The organism is Robertmurraya massiliosenegalensis JC6 (assembly GCF_000311725.1).
Classification (GTDB): Bacteria; Bacillota; Bacilli; order Bacillales; family Cytobacillaceae; genus Robertmurraya; species Robertmurraya massiliosenegalensis.
This window is the reverse complement of the sequence record NZ_HE978515.1, coordinates 25,082-46,002: the sequence shown is the minus strand read 5'-3', so window position 1 is coordinate 46,002 and position 20,921 is coordinate 25,082. Positions and strand designations below refer to the sequence as shown.

23 protein-coding genes are annotated in these 20,921 nt (G+C 35.3%); 19 read left to right on the top strand and 4 right to left on the bottom strand.

Going from position 1 to position 20,921, the window contains the following annotated elements; all coding sequences use genetic code 11:
* The first annotated feature begins 118 nt into the window (after positions 1–118).
* Both BMSHG_RS16590 and BMSHG_RS16585 read left to right on the top strand, forming a co-directional pair.
* The gene (locus tag BMSHG_RS16590) at positions 119–1,138 is read left to right on the top strand and encodes a quinone oxidoreductase family protein (RefSeq protein WP_019155582.1); all 1,020 of its coding nucleotides are present in this window, start codon (positions 119–121) and stop codon (positions 1,136–1,138) included.
* 224 nt (positions 1,139–1,362) lie between these two features.
* Positions 1,363–2,535 (top strand): CapA family protein, encoded by a 1,173-nt coding sequence (locus BMSHG_RS16585; RefSeq protein WP_019155581.1) that lies wholly within the window; start codon positions 1,363–1,365, stop codon positions 2,533–2,535.
* Between the two features lie 47 nt (positions 2,536–2,582).
* Here the strand turns inward: BMSHG_RS16585 and speE are convergent, their stop codons facing one another.
* The gene (speE, locus tag BMSHG_RS16580; protein WP_019155580.1) at positions 2,583–3,446 is read right to left on the bottom strand and encodes a polyamine aminopropyltransferase; all 864 of its coding nucleotides are present in this window, start codon (positions 3,444–3,446) and stop codon (positions 2,583–2,585) included.
* 185 nt (positions 3,447–3,631) lie between these two features.
* Between speE and BMSHG_RS16575 the strand changes: the two genes are divergently transcribed.
* Positions 3,632–4,126, top strand: coding sequence for a GNAT family N-acetyltransferase (locus tag BMSHG_RS16575; protein WP_019155579.1), 495 nt, complete (start codon positions 3,632–3,634; stop codon positions 4,124–4,126).
* 42 nt (positions 4,127–4,168) lie between these two features.
* Here BMSHG_RS16575 and BMSHG_RS16570 read toward each other — a convergent pair whose 3' ends face one another.
* Positions 4,169–4,471: a spore coat protein gene (locus BMSHG_RS16570; RefSeq protein ID WP_019155578.1), complete on the bottom strand. Its 303-nt coding sequence runs from the start codon at positions 4,469–4,471 to the stop codon at positions 4,169–4,171.
* Complete coding sequence (locus BMSHG_RS16565) at positions 4,464–4,673, bottom strand: hypothetical protein (protein ID WP_019155577.1); 210 nt, start codon at positions 4,671–4,673, stop codon at positions 4,464–4,466. Before BMSHG_RS16565 ends, BMSHG_RS16570 begins: the two co-directional genes overlap by 8 nt.
* A 419-nt stretch (positions 4,674–5,092) precedes the next feature.
* Between BMSHG_RS16565 and BMSHG_RS16555 the strand changes: the two genes are divergently transcribed.
* The 3 genes from BMSHG_RS16555 (at position 5,093) to BMSHG_RS16540 (ending at position 9,038) form a co-directional block, all read left to right on the top strand.
* Complete coding sequence (locus tag BMSHG_RS16555) at positions 5,093–6,958, top strand: TniQ family protein (RefSeq protein ID WP_019155575.1); 1,866 nt, start codon at positions 5,093–5,095, stop codon at positions 6,956–6,958.
* Positions 6,959–7,157: 199 nt separating this feature from the next.
* A complete protein-coding gene (locus tag BMSHG_RS16550) occupies positions 7,158–7,394 on the top strand; it encodes a hypothetical protein (protein WP_019155574.1) in 237 nt (78 codons plus the stop codon).
* Between the two features lie 1,041 nt (positions 7,395–8,435).
* On the top strand, positions 8,436–9,038 hold the full coding sequence (locus BMSHG_RS16540) for a class I SAM-dependent methyltransferase (protein ID WP_019155572.1): 603 nt from the start codon (positions 8,436–8,438) through the stop codon (positions 9,036–9,038).
* Positions 9,039–9,434: 396 nt separating this feature from the next.
* On the opposite strand, the gene BMSHG_RS16535 is transcribed toward BMSHG_RS16540, so the two are convergent.
* Positions 9,435–11,081, bottom strand: a complete 1,647-nt coding sequence (locus BMSHG_RS16535) for a CoA-disulfide reductase (protein WP_019155571.1) — start codon at positions 11,079–11,081, stop codon at positions 9,435–9,437.
* A gap of 180 nt (positions 11,082–11,261) precedes the next feature.
* Between BMSHG_RS16535 and BMSHG_RS16530 the strand changes: the two genes are divergently transcribed.
* From BMSHG_RS16530 to BMSHG_RS16470, 13 genes are all read left to right on the top strand, one after another.
* Positions 11,262–11,831, top strand: a complete 570-nt coding sequence (locus BMSHG_RS16530) for a sulfurtransferase TusA family protein (RefSeq protein ID WP_019155570.1) — start codon at positions 11,262–11,264, stop codon at positions 11,829–11,831.
* Positions 11,832–11,844: 13 nt separating this feature from the next.
* Positions 11,845–12,234, top strand: a complete 390-nt coding sequence (locus BMSHG_RS16525) for a DsrE/DsrF/DrsH-like family protein (protein ID WP_019155569.1) — start codon at positions 11,845–11,847, stop codon at positions 12,232–12,234.
* Positions 12,235–12,247: 13 nt separating this feature from the next.
* Complete coding sequence (locus BMSHG_RS16520; RefSeq protein WP_019155568.1) at positions 12,248–13,372, top strand: MBL fold metallo-hydrolase; 1,125 nt, start codon at positions 12,248–12,250, stop codon at positions 13,370–13,372.
* Positions 13,373–13,387: 15 nt separating this feature from the next.
* Entirely contained in the window at positions 13,388–13,621 is a 234-nt protein-coding gene (locus BMSHG_RS16515; protein WP_019155567.1) for a sulfurtransferase TusA family protein, read from the top strand.
* Between the two features lie 225 nt (positions 13,622–13,846).
* Positions 13,847–14,605 (top strand): cytochrome c biogenesis CcdA family protein, encoded by a 759-nt coding sequence (locus BMSHG_RS16510; protein ID WP_019155566.1) that lies wholly within the window; start codon positions 13,847–13,849, stop codon positions 14,603–14,605.
* Positions 14,606–14,624: 19 nt separating this feature from the next.
* Positions 14,625–15,203 carry a TlpA family protein disulfide reductase gene (locus tag BMSHG_RS16505; protein ID WP_019155565.1) on the top strand — a complete coding sequence of 193 codons (579 nt, stop codon included), beginning with the start codon at positions 14,625–14,627 and terminating at the stop codon, positions 15,201–15,203.
* Positions 15,204–15,242: 39 nt separating this feature from the next.
* Positions 15,243–15,926: a response regulator transcription factor gene (locus BMSHG_RS16500; RefSeq protein ID WP_019155564.1), complete on the top strand. Its 684-nt coding sequence runs from the start codon at positions 15,243–15,245 to the stop codon at positions 15,924–15,926.
* Complete coding sequence (locus BMSHG_RS16495; protein WP_034659059.1) at positions 15,919–17,007, top strand: sensor histidine kinase; 1,089 nt, start codon at positions 15,919–15,921, stop codon at positions 17,005–17,007. The genes BMSHG_RS16500 and BMSHG_RS16495 overlap by 8 nt, the downstream gene beginning before the upstream one ends.
* 190 nt (positions 17,008–17,197) lie before the next feature.
* Entirely contained in the window at positions 17,198–18,487 is a 1,290-nt protein-coding gene (locus BMSHG_RS16490) for an MFS transporter (protein WP_019155562.1), read from the top strand.
* Positions 18,488–18,651: 164 nt separating this feature from the next.
* Positions 18,652–19,431: a sulfite exporter TauE/SafE family protein gene (locus tag BMSHG_RS16485; RefSeq protein ID WP_019155561.1), complete on the top strand. Its 780-nt coding sequence runs from the start codon at positions 18,652–18,654 to the stop codon at positions 19,429–19,431.
* Between the two features lie 119 nt (positions 19,432–19,550).
* On the top strand, positions 19,551–19,934 hold the full coding sequence (locus BMSHG_RS16480) for a DUF302 domain-containing protein (protein ID WP_019155560.1): 384 nt from the start codon (positions 19,551–19,553) through the stop codon (positions 19,932–19,934).
* Between the two features lie 223 nt (positions 19,935–20,157).
* Positions 20,158–20,385, top strand: coding sequence for a sulfurtransferase TusA family protein (locus BMSHG_RS16475; RefSeq protein ID WP_019155559.1), 228 nt, complete (start codon positions 20,158–20,160; stop codon positions 20,383–20,385).
* A 29-nt stretch (positions 20,386–20,414) separates the two neighbouring features.
* Positions 20,415–20,894: a DsrE/DsrF/DrsH-like family protein gene (locus BMSHG_RS16470; RefSeq protein ID WP_019155558.1), complete on the top strand. Its 480-nt coding sequence runs from the start codon at positions 20,415–20,417 to the stop codon at positions 20,892–20,894.
* Positions 20,895–20,921 lie beyond the last annotated feature (27 nt).

The window sequence follows — 20,921 nt, the reverse complement described above, 5'->3', positions numbered from 1 at the left end:
TGGTATGGTAATGAAAGATAATTCATAAAATCGCCAAGGTAAGGGTTTTCAAAATCAGTCTTCTTCATGGTAGATTATGTTAAGATTTATTTATAGACGGTAAAAAGGAGAGAAAATGATGAAAGCATTCGTTTTAAAAGATAAGGTAAAACCTGGTGAAAGTATGGCGAATTTGTACTATGAGGAAGTGGAGACACCAACAGCTGGAGCAGGTGAAGTAGTGATTCGACTCAAAACAGCTGCTTTAAATCGAAGAGATGTCTTTATTCGTCAAGGTCTCTATCCTGGGATCCGTGTCCCATCTATTCCTGGTTCTGATGGAGCAGGGGTTGTTGCTGAAATTGGCGATGGGGTTGAAGGGTTTAAGATTGGTCATGAAGTGGTCATAAATCCTGGAATGGGTTGGGGAGAAAATCCTAACTTTCCAGAAGCTAATTTTTCTGTACTCGGGGTACCCATTAATGGTACATATGCGCAATATATAAAAGTTCCAGCTGAAAATGTCTTTCCGAAACCTGAGCATTTAACATGGGAAGAAGCTGCTGCATTACCTTTAGGTGGCTTAACTGCTTATCGTGCCGTTGTTACTAAGGGACAGGTTCAAGCTGGTGAGACTGTGATTATTCCTGGTATTGGTGGAGGAGTTGCAACGCTTGCGTTACAAATTGCATCGGCTTTAGGTGCAAAGGTATACATCACCTCAAGTAGTGACGAAAAAATTGAAAAGGCGCTCGAACTCGGTGCAACAGGCGGTGTTAATTATCGTCAAGAAGATTGGGTAAAGCAATTGTCTTCACTATCTGGAGGAGCTGACCTTGCCATCGATTCTATCGGAGGGGATACATTAAAGGACTTAATTAAGCTAGCCAAGCCTGGTAGCAAAATTGTCTCATTTGGTTCTACATTAGGACCTGTCAATCATCTCCTAATGCCGCATATTTTTTTCAAACAATTAACGCTTATGGGTACGACAATGGGAAATCGAAATGAATTTATGAAAATGTTAAATCTTTTTAATGAGTATAAACTTAAACCGGTTGTAAGTGATGTTTTTCCATTAGAGAGGGTAGAAGATGCTCACGATGAGATGGAAAATGGAAAGCATTTTGGGAAAATTGTGTTAGAGATTCCACAGTAAGAAAGGATTTTTAAATCCAAAGATAAACACCGTCAGATTCCCTAGGATTTTTCCATATTATACTAGTGGGTAAATTTTGAAATCTTATCATTTTTTTCTTTTTATGTATACCTTCGGATGGTAGTATAGATGTATTAGATTTCTTACGTAATACTTTCTAGCCAAATGAACACACTAGTAACAAAAAATGTGGTTTTAGACAATAAAAGGGGAAAATACTTAAGATGACAAGCAGAAAAGAGAGAAGTAAGGAAAAGCGCCGCCATAAAAATAGGTTTTTACCCTATTTGATTGGAGTCTTTATGATTATTATTGCTGGCGGTTTTCTAGTTTATTACATGCTGCAAAAAGATGCTAACAATTTAACAGAAATGAGTCATATTCGAGAGATCGGGACAAATGGGATTTTACCTCAATCGACGAAACAGCCTCTGCCAAAAGAGGAGCCGGTCATGGAGACAACGATTAAGATCAGTGCTGCAGGTGACTTTACACTCGGTACAGATGAATCGTTTGGTTATCATGGCACCTTTGTACATGAGGCGGATCAAAATGGACTTTCTCATTTTGTAGGCGGTTTGAAGGATGTTTTCAAAGGTGATGACCTCTCAACGGTGAATCTAGAGACGACTCTTACGAATGCTACAAGGAAAGCAGAAAAAAAATTCCGCTTTAAAGGGGACCCCTCCTATGCAAAAATCCTTTCATTAGCTGGAATTGAATCTGTAAATCTTGCCAATAATCATATTCATGATTATTTACAACAAGGTTATGATGACACAATGACATCATTAAAGAACGAGAATATTGGATACTTCGGCTATGACCATAAATATGTCACGACAATAAAAGATGTAAAAGTAGGGGCATTAGGCTATGAGGGATGGGCTGATACGACTGAAATTCGCAGCCGGATTTCAAACGATATAACAGAATTACGAAATCAAGGTGTAGAACTTATTCTTGTACATTTCCATTGGGGCGTAGAGAGAGAATATGTTCCTACTCAATCTCAGCAAACACTTGCTCGCTTTACGGTCGACAATGGAGCGGATTTGGTTGTTGGCCATCATCCCCATGTTGTACAAGGCATTGAAGAGTATAATGGGAAATTTATTGTTTATAGTTTAGGAAACTTCATGTTTGGCGGAAACCGTAACCCAAGCGATAAAGATACTTATGTCTTTCAGCAAACCTTTCATTTGCAAAATGGAAACCTAACAGACAAAAAGGAAATTAAAGTTATTCCTTTTTCTATATCTTCTCTAACGAATCGAAATGATTACCGCCCAACTATGTTAGAAGGAAAAGAAAAAGAACGTGTGAAACAAAAAATAATTGATGTTTCGAATCAGATTAATGGCTCAGATTGGCTCCAGTATGAGGTGAAGAACTAGGATAAAAAGGATGGCTGGTAGAGGACGATGTCTACCGGCCTTCCTTTTTATTCTTTTAATATCATTTTCAAAAACTGCGGATGGAAAAAACAGCTCGATAGAATCGATTCATTAACATAGCGTGTTTCCTTCGTATATCGATTTGTCATATTTTCTGTGTCGTATTGTTTTGAGCCGATGGTAAAGCTCCATAATCCGCCTGGATAGGTGGGGATTACGGCAGTATAGAGCATCGTCTTCGGAAAAATTTGACTAATTCTCGAGTAGCATTGTTTCATCATTTCTTGATGAAACAGAGGGGATTGACTTTGACAAACCATTAATCCATCATCTTTTAATGCCGAATGTATATTTTTATAAAACTTTTTTTCAAACAAAGCTGCAGCAGGACCAACTGGATCCGATGAATCGATGATAATGAGATCGTATTCTTTCGTTCTGTTTTGAACAAATTTTTGGCCATTTTCATAGAAAAAATGAACACGAGCATCAGATAAATGACCTGATATCTCTGGCAACAACGCTATGCTTACTTGAACAACCTTTTCGTCAATCTCGACCATATCTATCTGTTCGATTAGTTTGTATCGACATACTTCATGGGCAACGCCACAATCTCCACCACCGATTATGAGGACATTCTTTGGTGATGGGTGGATGGAAAGAGGGACATGGGAAATCATTTCATTGTAATAATGACCATCCATTGTCGTCGTTTGAACAACTCCATCTAAGACGAGCATTCTTCCAAAATCATAGGAATCTAAAATCATAATGTGTTGAAATGGAGACTTTTCTTCAAAGATGATTTTTTTAATTCGATAGCTTATTTTTAAATTATCTCGTTCATCTTCCGTAAACCATAATTGACCGTCTTTTTCAGTTACATATTTATTCCGCAAAGGTTCCATATTCATCCTCCATTCTCTTTAAATATACGGTGGAGATTAAATAAAGATGATTGATGAAGGATTTAGACTTTCGCATTCTTTCCAAAACTATTTTCATAAGTTCATTTGTTCGTTGTTCATGGTTGGACTTCTATTAAGGAGCTTGTTATGATGAAAATTATGATGCTAGTAAAGGGGATAGATACATGCTCAGACAAGGAAAAATTGAAGATATTGACGCACTGATGATGATTGTCAAGGATACTGTTACGATCATGGCAGAAGAACAAAATGATCAATGGAATGATACATATCCAAATGTTGAAATATTTACTGAAGATGTTGATAATGTCGCATTGTATGTTATGGAAAAATCTAATAATTTGATTGGTTCCATTACCGTTGATCAAAATGAACCTTTAGAATATAAGGGAATTCCTTGGGAGAATGAAGGTCCTGCGTATACGTTTCACCGTCTTGTTGTCGATCCGAACGAAAGAGGAAGCGGGATAGCAAGTCAGCTAATACAACATGCAGAAAAGATTGCCATTAAAAATGGAGTACCCTATTTAAGAATTGATACGTATTCACTTAATCGTAAAGCACAACGTTTATTTATGAAACTAGGATATAAAAAGGCTGGAGAAATGTCTTTCCATGGTAGGGAACTCCCCTTTTATTGCTATGAAAAAAAATTATGATACAGTGCTTAAACTCCTGCAAATAAACAGGAGTTTTTGTTCTTAATGTTCCTCCGAAAGCTGTAAGGCAGTGTCTGTAATCTGCATGTCGATTTCAAGTTGTTTGCTTAAATCATGAGGATGATAAATCCCCCTTTCAATCATGAAATGGGTGATTCTTTCATGGGTTTGCACAGCATTTCTTAGCTCATCTCTTATGGCAGTCCTTAACTCTGGTGTCGTTGTTTCGGTTAGAGCAAAGGAAAGGTTCCGAATTCCAGCTTTTGTGGAGACAAGGAAGTCTGTAGCAATAACTTTATCGGTCATCGCTCCCATCCCCATAATCGTTTTCATTAAGTTATTCATTTTGATTACTCCCATCTGTTAAATAATTCTTCAGTTTTTCAATAAACATCGTATCAGCTGCGACTTCTTGTGTCAGGATTGCTTTTAATTCAGGGTCTTGAACAAGCTTATTCATTGTTGCTGACTTTGTCAGAGTCAAATTTTTCACGATTAAAAGTTCATGCACCTCTAAAGTTTCATGTAAGGCTAATTGTTTCACCATGTTCATACTCCTTTCTCTTATCGTTTCTAATATTTCAATTTTCTAATCTTAATTATTCATTAATCATTAAAGGGGATAAATTACCAAAAAACATAATTGCTAAAGTAATTTTAGAATGGGGAAAGTAAACGGTATGTAGGGGGTGAGAAGTTGGAACAACAAGAAACATTGGCTTTTCATGAAACGATGGAGACTCATGAAATCCTTAATTTTAAAACGATCTGTTTAGTTAAATGTAATTTTTCATAATTAATCGGAATCTGTTCATAATTCGTCGGAATGATTTTCATAATTCTCCGGAATGATTTTCATAATTTGCTGGACTAAATTGAGTTAAATAAAAAATAGAGAAGTTTTTAGCTTCTCTATTTTCTTTATTTGTAAATGACTGAATATTCTTTGGATAATGGAGGGATTATATGAGAAACTTTTTGATAGTACCTCAGCCTAAGATAGATGAGAGTATAAGTAGTTTTATTATAAGATTGACCACTGAAAATAAATACGAAAAAACAAAGTGGGTATTTGAATGTCTAAATCTTGTAAATTCTCTTCACGTAATAAATCATATTTATAATTGTGATTCCGACCATCCCAGCTTGCAAAAGCTTTCCGACATGACTAACTTAGATATAGAAACAATAATAGGGATGACTTTTTTACCGGCATTAGGGGATTATAATAATACTGATAGCTTTATAGATTCAACTTTGAGAGTTAAGATACATAGATTGAACGTGAAAATTTGCCCTCACTGCCTTAATCAGGATCTATATTACAAAAAAGTTTGGGATCTTCATCAGTATAATATGTGTCATATTCATAAGTGCTTGTTAATTAATAAATGTGATACTTGTCATAGGAAAATTTTTATTAAAACTAAAAGCAATTTATCAAAATGTATATGTGGCAGAGATTATCGTAATATGATGCCTGTTTACTTAGATGAAAATGGGATTGAAAGATTCATTTATGAAAAAATGCATGGAATACATACCTCAAATAATAACTTCCTATACTCATTAGATTTTAAAGATGCATTGTTTATTATCACTAATCTAACTTCGAAATTTTTACATAAAACAGTTAATGCTAATTTTTCAGTTGAGCAAAGAAATAGTATTATGAATGATATATTTAATTCCTTTGAGAATTTCCCCGATTCCTTCTATACATTTTTAGATAATTATCATAGAAAATTGGGTAATCAAAACGAGGGCCTGCTGCGAGGGTTTGGAAGGATTTACAAAGACATGGTTGGAAAATATGGTAAAGATAAGAACTTGTACTTTATGTATGAAGCATTTGCAAACTATATCAATTACCACTGGAATGGTAATATTATGAAGGTTAGAGGGCAAAACAGGGAATTTCTTAATAAACAATGGTTAACTAGACAGGAAGCAGCTGATTTCTTAAACAAAAGAATTGGTACTATAAATAAATTAATTGAAAGTGGGAAGTTAGAAACGAAATCAGTCAAAAAATCAAGGGAACATACTCTTGTTAATTTAAAAAGTTTGTCAGATTACAAAGCGAATGAAGCTAAAATTGACTTGGAAATTGATAAGTTGAAGAGATATACTCTTACACTGCGACAGTCAATTGCTTTAGAAGAAATTGGAGTAATAAAAAAGGGGAAAGTTAGAAATGGTTATCATAAGTTTGAAGCTTCCTCAATAATAAGTTTTTTTCAATTTTTGAACCTAACTGCTAAACCATTTCAACCCCAAAAAAATATAGAATATATTGGTTTTAATTCGGTAGTAAGAAAATACTGTCAGTTTAGAACAGGACTAAGAGGGGTTTTTCAAGATATTATTAATGGAGAACTTTCTGTATATAGAGCAAATGAAGAAGTAACGTCATTAAGTTCATTGGTTTTTGTTGAAAGTGAAGTTAATCAGCTAGCAATTAGAAGACAATATAACACTAAAGGTGACATAGCAAAAAAACTTGGGATTTCTACAGAGAAGGTTGCTTATTTATTAGATAATTTATATTTGGAATCCAAGAATATTGGTAGTTACTTAGTAGTTGAAGAAAGCGATATTCAAAAATTTAAAAGTAAATTTATATTTTCAAATGAAATTAAAGATATGATTAAGAAGTTTGACGATGGTATCAGCAATCAAATAGTACAAAATTATATTTATTTAATGAAAATCGATCCACTAAATAAAAAGAAAAAAAGTAACGATCCATTAATATATGACAGACAAGAATGTATTGATAAACTTAATAAGTTTTTAAATCATCTTACTAGTGTAAAAGTTATTATGTAGTTTTACCCTGAGATGTACTTTTTCATTAAAGACGCAATAATCTCTCAGAGTGAATTTTCTCTGAGCTTTTTTATGTAAATGTAAAACTGTGTTGTTTGAAAATTTAGAAAAATTCATACAAACGAGTCTATAAATTTTAAGAAAATAAGAGATAGCACAGTATCAAGCTGCAAAAGAAATTCTAAAAATGGGGAAGACAATGAGAAGAATGAAGTTAGAAGATCTTGATAAAGTTATTGAACAAGAAAGAAAAAATGCAAATCAAATCATAGCTTCACATTTAAGAAGAAGAAGAAAGCGCCATAGAATAAGAAGTAAAGGTGAAATTGAGGCGTTAAATCAAATATCAATATACAAGTGGAAAAAAGCAGTAGAGGATGGACACATTAAGTATATCTCTGATAGAGTTTGGTTTTATGATTACACAAAATTCTAAGGAATGTAACTGTTGACAATTTGCACCTGTGAATAAGAAACTCACAAAAATTTAACATTAAAAACATAAGCAAGATATCGAATGTTTCTGAAATGGGTGCTTTATTCGAAAAGATTCAACGTGAACGCGACAAAAAAATCAATGAGGTCTATTGGGAATATATCAATTAATGATTGGGAAAGTCATTTTTTATTCAAGTAGGATAGAAAAATTAGGGATAATATGTCTAATTCATAAAGATTATTTATCAAGAATTTGAAGTGATTACTTCCTTAATACAATTTCGAGATATTACCTTATGCACATTTTTACATCGCTGCACTAGCGGTGTTTTTTATTAAGCATTTTTGTTGAAAAGGGTAGCTTTTCACTATTGTGAAGGTAAGTAAAATAATTTCGTGCATATTAGAATTGAAACAATAGCATGAATATGGTACAGAAGGGATACGTTTATATTCAGTAATTATAGCCAATGTAATGTACCGTCTTTAATATAGTTTTTATCACTGTAGGACAGATTGTTTACTAGTTCATAACTTCTAGAAAAGACTAAGAAAGAGCTATTATTTAAAGCATGGTACCAGTTGTGATAATTGACAAGATAAATTTACTTGAATACAAAATACCTATAGCAGTATATTAATCATTCGAAAAATACAAATACTATAAAAAAGGAAACGGGGGTGTTAAAATGGTCAAAGTAACACATGCTGCAATTTCAGCCATTATCAAAGAGGTTCAAGATATCATCGATGAGGGTAGAAAACCGCTGATTCGCTTTTCTATGGGCGTTGGCTGAGGGGGACCGCAGCTTCGTCTGACTCTGGAAGAGTCAGCTTTAGAAAATGATGAAATAACAGAGCAGGATGGAATCAGCTTTTTAATAAATGAAAGAGATCAAGTATATTTTAATGATGTAAAGATTGATTATGTAAAGACATTATTCGGAGGCGGACAGTTTACTGTGCTTCGAGTTTAAAGTTAAAGGGCTATTTTTAGCCCTTTTTTACATATTTGATTAGGGCCGGAAAGGAGAATATTATGAACAACCATTGGAATAATCGTTTTCAAACTGAGAATTATGTTTATGGGACAGAGCCAAATGTGTTCATATCCGAAATGCAGGAAAAACTTCAATTATCCGGGGATGCTTTGGCTATTGCTGAAGGTGAAGGCCGGAATGCCGTTTTTTTAGCTGAACAAGGAATGAGGGTGACTGCTTGGGATTATGCGGAGTCTGGACTGCAAAAAACAAGAAAGCTTGCCGAGAACAAAGGAGTAACTGTTCAAACAGAGTATGTAGATTTGAATGAAGCTGTTTGGGAAACAGAAATGTGGGATGAAATTATTTGTGTTTTTGGACACTTCCCCAAGGAAATACGTAATAAAACACTTGCAGGAGTAAAAAAGGCAGTAAAGCCAGGGGGGTATTTTATAACAGAAGTATATTCAATTTATCAACTTCCCTATAAAAGCGGGGGACCAAGAGATATTGATTCCCTATATTCTCCAGAAGAGTTCCTGCATACCTTTTCGGATTGGCGGATTGTTCACTTCTTTATGGGTGAGGCTATTCGATATGAGGGAGAATTGCATACCGGCTTAGCACATGTTATTCAATTTGTAGGCCAAAAACTGGACTAATAAAAATGCTGGTAAAAAAGGAGAGAAGGCTCCATATTCAACCGGGATACTCAACCTATTTTGTTTTGTAGATTTTTTATGATTAGTAAAAAAGTCTGGAATCAGTGGCATATATCCTAAATAACTATAAAGGCAGTGTATTTGGGCTTGTCACTCAAAAGTTAAAGTTTTTGTATTATGTAGCTAATTAGCAGGAATGAATACAGTTTAGAACCGGACTCTTTCCTGCCAATTTCATAAAAAAGTTGAATTATTATTGATATAGTCTTGGTTATTCTTATTTATAATTCCCATATGTGCAATAGTCTCATATTTAATTAACACTTTTCTTAACGGTATATAACAAAGAGAATAAAGGTCCCCAAGACGGATTAACACTTTGTGAACTTTTTTTAATTAATGATATACAGCTGAATATGTTTTCCAACCACCATCAAGATTCTTTACTTTAAAACCGTTGGCCATTAAAGTTCTTGTAGCAAGATATCCTCTTAACCCTACTTGACATGATACATAAATTGTTTTGTCCTTAGGGAGTTCTTCAAAGCGGTCGCGGATCTCTCCTAATGGAATATTGACTGATCCTTTGATGTAACCAGCTTCTCTTTCACTTGGTTCACGAACGTCAATAAGCAATCCTCCATCTTCTACAATTGCATCGATTTCATACCATTGAACGGTTTCAACACCTTCATCAATCATGTTTGTAGCAACATATCCAGCCATGTTAACTGGGTCTTTGGCAGATGAGAATGGAGGAGCATACGCTAATTCAAGCTCAGTTAAATCAAATACAGTTAATCCACCTTTGATTGCGGTAGCGATAACATCAATTCTCTTATCTACACCATCTGCTCCAACTGCCTGTGCTCCAAAGATTTTTCCTGTTGATTCTTCGAAAATCAATTTAAGCGCGATTGGATGTGCTCCTGGATAATAACCTGCGTGTGAAGCTGGATGGATATGAAGTACTTTATAATTTACTCCAAGTCTTTGTAGTACCTTTTCGTTATTGCCTGTTGTAGCAACTGCTAAATCAAAAACCTTGGCAATAGCTGTCCCTAGAGTCCCACGGTACTTTTCATTTTTCCCATAAATATTATTGGCAGCGATACGTCCTTGACGGTTTGCAGGTCCTGCGAGTGGAACCATGGCAGAGGTTCTGCTAATAAAGTCAACAACTTCAATTGCATCACCAAGCGCATATATTGACTCATCACTTGTTTGAAGGTACTCATTTACCTTAATTCCGCCACGTTCAGAAACTTCAAGACCTGCATCGGCAGCTAATGTGTTTTCTGGACGAACGCCAATAGATAAAATAATCATATCTGTAGATACTTTGTTTCCGCTTGATAAAACAACAGTTTTACCTTGATCTTCAAATGCTTTTACACCATCTTCAAGTAGGAGGTTTACTCCTTTGTCAATGAGGTGTTTGTGTACAATAGTAGCCATTTCATAATCAAGTGGAGCCATTACTTGGTTTGCCATTTCAATTATTGTCACCTTTACTCCACGTTCTACAAGATTTTCTGCCATTTCTAAGCCGATGAAACCACCACCGATTACAACAGCTTCTTTTGGTTGTTTATTATCAACAAAGCCTTTAATTTTATCAGTATCAGGTATATTGCGAAGTGTAAATACGTTTTTAGCCTCGTTTAAACCTGGAATAGGTGGAACAAGTGGCTTTGCTCCCGGAGAAAGAACGAGAACATCATAGCTTTCTTCGTATTCCTCACTAGTTTTTAGATTTTTAACTGAAACAGTTTTAGTATCACGGTTAATCTTTGTTACTTTACTTACATTTCTAATATCCAAATTGAATTTTTTACTCATTCCATCTACTGTTTGAACAAGTAGTTTTTCACGTTTTTTGATGGTTTCTCCTATATAGTATGGTAAACCGCAGTTTGCGAAGGAAATATGTTCTCCTCTTTCAAATAAAACGATTTGTGAACTTTCATCTAATCTTCTAAGTCTTGCTGCAGCAGTAGCTCCGCCCGCAACGCCACCGACAACTACAATTTTTTTACCCATCTATAATCTCTCCTTATAAGAAAAATTTATCTTCAACAATACCCCCACCCCTATACTAATCCGGGGTAAATAAAAAAGATGTGATAAAAATCACATCAGCGAAAGAAATTTGTGGAAGTGCCCTAGATGGTATTCAATTAGCCTAATTAGAAATAATAGTCTTGAAAGGAGGCGTATCATATGGCGGTAACAGCGAATCGAGTTCTTGATGCGAAAGGTCTTGCATGTCCAATGCCGATTGTAAAAACGAAAAAAGAAATGACCACGCTTGAACCAGGACAAGTAATGGAGATCCAGGCAACTGACAAAGGATCTACTGCAGATATCAAGGCATGGGCAGAGAGCACGGGTAATCAATATTTAGGGACGGTCACAGAAGGGGATACATTAAAGCACTATCTTCGTAAAGCAACGTTGGAAGAGGAAAAACCTGAAAAGAAACACGATGCTGTGGTTACACTCGAAGATCTTAAAAATTCAATTGATGGTAACGAAAAAATTACAATACTTGATGTGAGAGAACCAGCTGAATATGCATTTGGGCACATTCCCGGTGCTATTAATATACCTTTAGGCGAGTTAGAAAACCGCTTTGAGGAAATAGATAAAAGCGAAAACCTTCATGTTATATGTCGCACAGGGAGTCGAAGTGATTTAGCAGCTCAACAGCTTACAGCAAAAGGGTTTCAACATGTAAAAAATGTTGTGCCGGGTATGAAGGACTGGAAAGGCCAAATCGAGAGTAAATAAGGAGGAATTAATCATGAAAGTAGCGATTATTGCTGCAAATGGTGGTATGTTCGATGCATATAAGGTTTTTAATATAGCAACTGCTGCCGCAGCAACGGATGCAGAAGTAGGAATCTTTTTTACATTTGAGGGGTTAAACCTCATTCATAAAGAGGGACATAAAAACTTACCAATGCCGGCGGGTACAGAGCATTTCCAAGAGGGCTTTAAAAAGGCTAATGTTCCCCCTATTGAAGAATTAGTTTCCATGGCAAGCGAAATGGGTGTCAAAATGATTGCCTGTCAGATGACAATGGATGTGATGAGCTTAGAAAAAGAGCATTTTGTGGAAGGTATTGATGTTGGAGGAGCCGTAACCTTCTTAACGTTTGCGAAGGATGCAGACGTAACACTTACATTCTAAGGAGGGGACAAATTTGGCACAAACAATTACTGTAAAAGAGCTCGTAAAAAAAATACTAAGCAAAGAGACGATTTTTATTCTTGATGCAAGAAACACGGATGATTTTGATGATTGGAAAATTGAAGGTGAAAATGTTGAAGTTATCAATAAACCCTATTTCGAGTTAATTGATGGAATTGAACCTGTTGAAGATCAGTTACCAAAAGATAAAGATATCTATGTCATTTGTGCAAAAGGTGGCTCCTCTGAATTTGTAGCCGATCAAATTACGGAAGCTGGTTTCACTAATAATGTGTTTTCTATAGAAGGTGGAATGAAAGCCTGGAGTGAACACTTGGAACCAATAAAAATTGGTGACTTAAAAAAAGGTGGTTCTATTTATCAATTTGTTCGTATTGGGAAAGGTTGTTTGTCTTACCTAATCGAATCAAATGGCAAAGGAGCAATGATTGATACAAACCGAATGATCGAGCAATACGAGGAGTTCATTAGTGAGCACAACATCCAGATGACACATGTACTTGATACTCATCTACATGCAGACCATATATCAGGTGGGAGAAAGCTTGCCGAAAAACATGGTGCTACTTATTGTTTACCACCTAAGGATGCTGATGAAGTCACATATGAATATAACCATATTCAGGATGGTGATGAATATCAGGTAGGAGAAACGACAATTAAAGCAGTATACTCACCTGGACATACAATCGGGAGTACATCCTTTGTCGTGGATGATCAATATTTATTAACAGGAGATATTTTATTCATTGATTCGATTGGTCGCCCAGATCTTGCAGGAAAAGCTGAGGATTGGGTTAGCGATCTTCGAAATTCCTTATATAAGCGATATAAGGAACTAGCAGATGACCTTTTAGTTCTCCCAGCACACTTTATGACTCATCATGAAATGAATGATGACGGAAGTGTATCTGAGAAACTTGGAGTCCTCTATAAAGAAAATCATGGATTAAATATACAGGATGAAAATGAATTCAGAAGGACAGTAACCGAAAATCTTCCTCCTCAACCGAATTCATATCAGGAAATACGTGAAACAAATATGGGTAAGATCAATCCGGAACTAGAGCAACAGCGGGAAATGGAAATTGGACCAAATCGATGTGCGGTTAGGTAGTAAGGAGGAAACACAATGTCTGTTCAATCAACTAAGGTGTTGGATTGTAAAGGTCTCGCCTGTCCTATGCCCATCGTTAGAACAAAGAAAGAAATGGACACATTGGAATTAGGAGATGTTTTGGAAATTCATGCGACCGATAAGGGTGCTAAAAATGATTTAACAGCATGGGCGAAATCAGGTGGACATGAACTAATTAAAGATGAAGAGGAAAATGGCGTACTAAAGTTTTGGATTAAAAAAGGATAACAAATAAGATAGGTAGCTATAAGTCCTCTATTCCCTGTGAAGTGAGTAATATTCATATGACTGGAAAATAGCGTCTCTACTGAAGTAGAGGCGCTATTACTAATTTAAAGTGAAAAGAATTTCGTTATTTTCATAGAATTTTCACATTGGACTTTTATTATATTTTTTAGGGACTACTAAATAGTTTGTTTTTATTAAATATATCAAATGGAAAGAGGGGTTTCTATGAATGTAATTGGAGCAGATACGGTAATAATTGTAGGAATGTTACTAGCTATGTCTGCTGGAGCGCTATCTTTTCTCTCGCCTTGTGTACTTCCTATTTTTCCAGCATATCTATCCTACATAACTGGAATAAGTGTGAAAGAACTACATGAAAAACAAAATACCAAAATACGCGGGAAATTATTAAGTCATTCTATCGTATTTTTATTAGGTGTTTCACTAGTTTTTATTAGCTTAGGTGCAAGTGCTTCCTTTTTTGGTGAATGGATTCAAACGATATTAAACGGTGAAACAGGACTGTTTATTCAGAGAATTGCAGGTATCTTTTTAATTGTAATGGGGTTGTTTGTTGCGGGGTGGTTAAATATCTCTTTATTGATGAAGGAAAGGCGTTTTCAGTTTGCTAGAAAACCTTCAGGATATTTAGGGACTTTTTTTGTGGGACTTGGCTTTGCTGCTGGATGGACCCCTTGTATAGGACCAATCTTTGGTTCAATATTGCTATTGGCCGCAAGTAATCCGGCACAAGGTATGATATATACAATGATGTATATAATTGGCTTTGCTTTACCTTATTTAATATTGACTTTCTTCCTCGGGTCAACAAAGTGGATAGTACGTAAAAGTTCATTGATTATGAAAATGGGCGGACTAATTATGATTTTAATGGGTCTAGTATTATTCTTAGGCTTAATGCCGCGTATTACGGGCTTTTTACTTGATATCGTAGAAGGAACATGGTTATCAAAATTAGGATAGTAGCTTGGAGGTTAAAGATTTGAGTAAATTAAATAAAATAATTCTAGCTGTAATTATATTCGGGATGTTTAGTTGGGTAATTATTGATGCAGTATTTTCCAATGGTGAGACAACAACGCAAAACACCTTATCAGAAGGAGAAACGAATGATGATATAATGACAACATCTGATAGTAGTGGAATTAAAAAGGGTGAATTAGCACCCGACTTTCAGCTTAAAACATTGAATGGAGAAACTGTTAGTCTGTCTGATTATAGAGGTAAACCTGTCTTTATTAACTTTTGGGCAACTTGGTGCCCACCATGTAGAGCAGAGATGCCTGACATGCAGGAATTATATGAAAAGAAAGATATTGAGATATTAGCTGTTAACTTGACACAAACTGAAACAAGTCAAGAAGATGTTATAAAGTTTGTAGAGAATTTTGGTTTGACTTTTCCCGTGTTGCTTGATGAAAACTTAAGTGTATCGGATACTTACCAAGTACATGCATATCCTACTTCTTATTTGTTAGATTCAAATGGGCATATACAATTTATTTCCATAGGCGCAATGAATTATGATTCAATGGCTCAAGAATTCGAAAAGGTGAAATAAGCATTAGTTGTTTAGTACAATGGACAAGGGGTGACCTATGTGACACAATCCATACTAGTTGTTGAAGATAATCAAATGATTCGCGAGTTAATCAAAATCTACTTAGAGAAGGAAGGATATCATGTTATTGAAGCAGAAGATGGGATAGGAGCAAAAGATGCCTTCTTAACATACCATCCATGTTTAATTATTCTTGATTTAATGCTTCCAAAGTTAAGTGGAGAAGACTTTTGTGTGTGGGTTAGAGAACAAGAGCAAAATGAGGTATCCATAATTATGTTGTCGGCTAAAGTACGTATCGATGATCGGATAAAGGGATTGAAAATGGGTGCAGATGATTATCTAACTAAGCCTTTTGATCCTGATGAACTTCTGGCCCATGTCGAAGCTGTTCTGAGGAGGGCTGGGCAATTTTGCCAAAAGATAACATATGGTGGTTTATGTATAAAACCTAGAAAAGGCGAGGTTATTTTATATGATAAAAAGTTAAATTTAACTAAGCACGAGTTCAAACTTTTATATCATTTCTTAAGAAATCCGAATGTAGTTTTAACAAGAGAGGACTTACTAAATCAATTATACCCCTATGCTGATAAAATGATATTAGATAGGACGATCGATGCACATATTAAAAAGCTACGAGAAAAAATTGAAGATAATCCTTCTTCTCCAAAACGAATACAAACGGTCAGAGGAATGGGGTATAAATTTGTTGATGGATAAAGTGTTAAAATCATGCTTTCCCAAAAAGGTTTTATGGAGATTAACTCTGACCAATATTATAGTTATTGCCATATTTATCATCTTGAGTAGTTGGGCAATCTATAACACAGCTTGTTTCTTGGTTGACGGAATGGGGCAAATTAATGCTCAAAAACAGAATGAGTTCAATACGACACTTTTTCAATATTTATGGTTATTTAGTGTCAGTGTAATCATAATGGGTAGCGTAGTTCATTTTTATTTAACAACGAAGTTAATTAAACCATTGAATAGATTGATAGAGTCTACAAAAATTATGAAGCAAGGGCATTATCCCGAACCAATTAAAGTGAAATCGGATGGAGAGATAGAACAACTTATTCTCCATTTTAATGAATTAGTACAGCAATTAAAGAATAATCAACAATTTCGACAGAAGCTTATTTCGGATCTGTCTCATGAATTTCGAACGCCGTTATCAAATTTAAATGGTTACTTAAATGCACTAAGTAATGGGGTCATTGAAGGTAACCCAAAACTATATGAATCACTTCAGCAAGAATCTAAACGTCTTACGCATATGGTTGAACAGTTTGAGATATTAAAAGAATGGGATTATGCGTCCATACAAAACTTTACTGAAAGACAGCACGTAGATATGCGCTTACTTATAGAGCAATCCGTTGAAATGTTTAAGTGGTTATTGGATCAGAGAGGTATTAAAGTAGAATTACAAACGGAATATGGAATAGTGACTGTTATAAATGGAGGAATTCCACAGGTAATTAGTAATTTGATCGATAATGCAATCCGTTATTATGAGGGCACAGGGCCAATTATAATAAAAGGTGAAGCATTGGATGAAGACTACCTTGTGACAGTAAGTGGACCAAGCCAACGAATTTCAGATTTGGACCAAGAAAGAATCTTTGAGAGATTTTATCGAACTGATTCTTCAAGAAATAGCGAAACGGGTGGAACAGGACTTGGACTCTCGATTTCAAAAGAAATTGTTGAACATCATAATGGAAAGATTGGGCTACTATCAAATCAGAATTATAATTCATTCTGGTTTACTTTGCCTTTAGGCCGCACCACTTAATAAATCTAGTTAACATTAAAAAAACTAATTAGTAAAATAGCTTGGAAACATTACTCCTAGCTATTTTTTTATTCTATTTTATATACCCCATATGGTATTATTGAATAAGTGTTTATGTTAACTATTACAAAAAAACATTTTCTGATCACAAAAGACCCATTTGTAGTTTAGCTGGAAGGAGCAAACATGTATGACAAATAAAAATAGTGAGTCTCTAGATAAGAAAACTGAATCAGAATCTTCTCAGAGTCCTATTTATTCTAGTGAGAAGCAGAATACCTTATACAAGCGAACACTAATGGTAGTTGTTATTTCACAGATTTTTGGTGGTGCAGGTCTTGCTGCAGGTATTACTGTAGGTGCATTGCTTGCAAAGGACATGCTGGGAACGGATGATATTTCAGGGTTACCTACTGCTTTATTCACTTTAGGTTCTGCAGGGGCAGCACTTCTCGTGGGAAGGCTATCCCAACGTTTTGGTCGCAGATTAGGGCTTGCAACAGGTTTCATACTAGGCGGTATAGGAGCTGTTGGTGTAGTCATTTCAGCTGTTTTTAATAATATTCTACTTCTTTTTGCTGCATTGCTCATATACGGTGCCGGTAGCGCTACTAATCTTCAGGCTAGATATGCTGGAACTGATTTGGCAAACTCAAAACAAAGAGCAACAGCAATTAGTATGGCATTAGTATCCACTACATTTGGTGCGGTTGCAGGTCCCAATTTAGTAGAAGTTATGGGAAGGTTTGCATCAAAAATTGGTATGCCTGAATTATCTGGGCCATTTATCTTAGCAGCTGGAACCTATTTTCTTGCAGGTTTAGTGATCCTAATTTTTATGCGTCCTGATCCACTTATTATCGCTAAAAAAATAGCAAGTGCACAAAACAATGATCGTACAAATGAAAAAATAAATATGCTTATGAATAATAAAAGAGGGATTTTTGCCGCCGCAACAGTAATGGTGTTAACGCAAGTGGTAATGGTTGCAATTATGACAATGACTCCAATCCATATGGGTCATCATGGTCATGGTTTGAGTGACGTAGGAATGATAATAGGATTCCATATTGGTGCTATGTATTTACCATCCCTTATAACTGGAATACTTGTTGACAAGATTGGACGAAATACCATGGCTATCGCTTCCGGTGTAACATTATTGGCTGCAGGTGTTTTTGCAGCTGTTGCACCAGGTAACTCGATGTTATTCCTTACCATCGCTCTAGTATTGCTAGGACTCGGATGGAATTTTGGTTTAATTAGTGGTACGGCACTTCTTGTTGATTCAACTGATCCGCACAGCCGTGCAAAAACGCAAGGATCCGTAGATGTTTTGGTAGCAATATCTGGGGCTACAGGTGGTGGATTATCTGGAGTCATTGTAGCCAATTCTAGTTATGCAACTCTCTCTCTTTTTGGAGGAATTTTTTCATTGTTACTTGTTCCCATCATAATATGGTCAAGGCGAAAAAAGTAATATTATAATGATTGATTAGATAGGTATAAAACCTATCTTTTTTTTATGGCAAGTTAAATATTAACTTTTTTGTACCAGCTATTAAGAAGTTTGTGGGAAAAATTCACCTCGTATTTTAACTCCTGTAATTGAAATAATAAGGTTTAGAGGAGGTGGATTGAATTATGGATTTCTTATTTATAATCGTAATTTTCTTAATAGGATTCATTGGTTCATTTATTTCTGGTATGGTTGGAATTGGTGGATCGATTATTAAATACCCTATGCTACTATACATACCACCGTTATTTGGACTAGCTGCATTTAGTGCTCACGAGGTTTCAGGAATTAGCGCGGTTCAGGTGTTTTTTGCAACGATTGGGGGTGTATGGGCATATCGAAAAGGTGGCTACTTAAACAAGACACTTATTATATATATGGGTGTAGCCATATTAATAGGAAGCTTTATAGGGGGATATGGCTCTAAACTTTTGAGTGAGGGAGCAATTAATCTTGTTTACGGGATACTGGCAGTCATTGCAGCTGCAATGATGTTTATCCCCAAAAAAGGAATAGATGACATTCCACTAGAGCAAGTAACCTTTAATAAATGGTTGGCTGCCATTCTAGCACTAATTGTAGGAGTTGGGGCTGGAATTGTAGGAGCAGCGGGTGCATTTATTTTAGTACCTATCATGCTTGTGGTCTTAAAAATACCAACTCGTATGACGATTGCTTCGTCATTGGCAATAACATTTATATCTTCTATTGGAGCAACCATTGGAAAATTAACAACCGGTCAGGTAGAGTATTTCCCAGCTCTAATCATGGTTGTCGCAAGTTTAATTGCTTCACCAATAGGAGCAAATATTGGTAAAAAAGTAAATACGAAAATTCTACAGTGGATATTAGCAGTATTAATCCTTGCAACATCTATTAAGATTTGGGTAGATATATTGTTTTAAAAATAAAGAATCGGAGAATTTTTTACATAGCAATGGATTTCAACCTACTGTTAAGATTTTTCATGAAGCAGTCTATGCAGTTTTAACTGACGTAAAATAATGGGTAAAGGGGAATCATGATGTTTGATTATACGGTTACAACGAATAAGAATATAGAAGAGGCTATAAAAAGCCTAGAGGACAACTTAAAAGAGGAACAATTTGGTGTGTTGTGGAATTTCGATTTGAAGGAAAAATTGCAATCAAAAGGTCTTGATTTTCAAAGAGAGTTTAAAGTTCTTGAAGTATGTAATCCCCATGAAGCGTATAGAGTAATGAGTGAAAACTTAATTGCAGGTTATTTCCTACCATGTAAGATAGTGGTCTATACTGATAATGAAAAGACAAGTATTGGAATGCCAAGACCGACATCACTCATTACCATGATGAATGATGAAAAGATACAGACTCTTGCTAAGGATATTGAAGAAAGACTAATAAGATGTATTGAGAAAAGCGTGTAATAGCTATAGTTGGGTGTATGTGAAAAATGCATCCAACTTTTTTATTTTATATGTTGACAATATACCCATTAGGGTATAACATAGGTAATGTGATTTTTATCACAGCATCATATAAAGTTTGAATAATAATTAAGTAAATAATAGGGTTGACACCCATTTTTATTTTAGTTAACATTATACCCATAGGGGTAAAGGTAAAAATAAAAAAACGGAGGTAATCTACATGAATATAGATAAAGTATTAGATGCAAAAGGGTTAGCTTGCCCAATGCCGATTGTAAAAACAAAAAAAGCAATTGATGGTCTTGAGTCAGGGCAGATCTTAGAGGTTCTTGCAACTGACAAAGGTGCGAAAAGCGATTTAACAGCATGGACAGCATCAACAGGACATGAACTAGTTGAAACAAAAGAAGAAAATGGTGTTCTATATTTTTATATTAAAAAAGGCTAATTTTTTTGAGGAAACGGGGAGGAAACAAAATGACTGAAAGAAAAAAAACAACTATCGTATTATTTAGCGGTGATTATGACAAGGTAATGGCAGCTTATATTATAGCGAATGGAGCAGCAGCCTATGATCATGAAGTGACAATTTTCCATACATTTTGGGGATTAAATGCACTACGTAAGGATGAAGAAATTAAAGCTGAAAAAAGCTTTATTGAAAAAATGTTTGGCAAAATGATGCCTAGAGGTGCAAATAAACTAGGGCTTTCAAAAATGAATATGGCGGGTATGGGGCCAAAAATGATTAAAGATGTTATTAAAAAACACAATGCGTTACCATTACCACAGCTTATTGAAATGGCGCAAGAGCAAGATATCAAGCTTGTCGCATGTACAATGACAATGGATTTACTTGGACTTAAACAAGAAGAACTTTTAGATGATGTTGAATTAGCAGGAGTGGCAGCTTATTTGGCAGATGCTGAAGATGGAAATGTAAACCTGTTTATCTAAAATACTTTGTTGCAAACAGGAGGAATG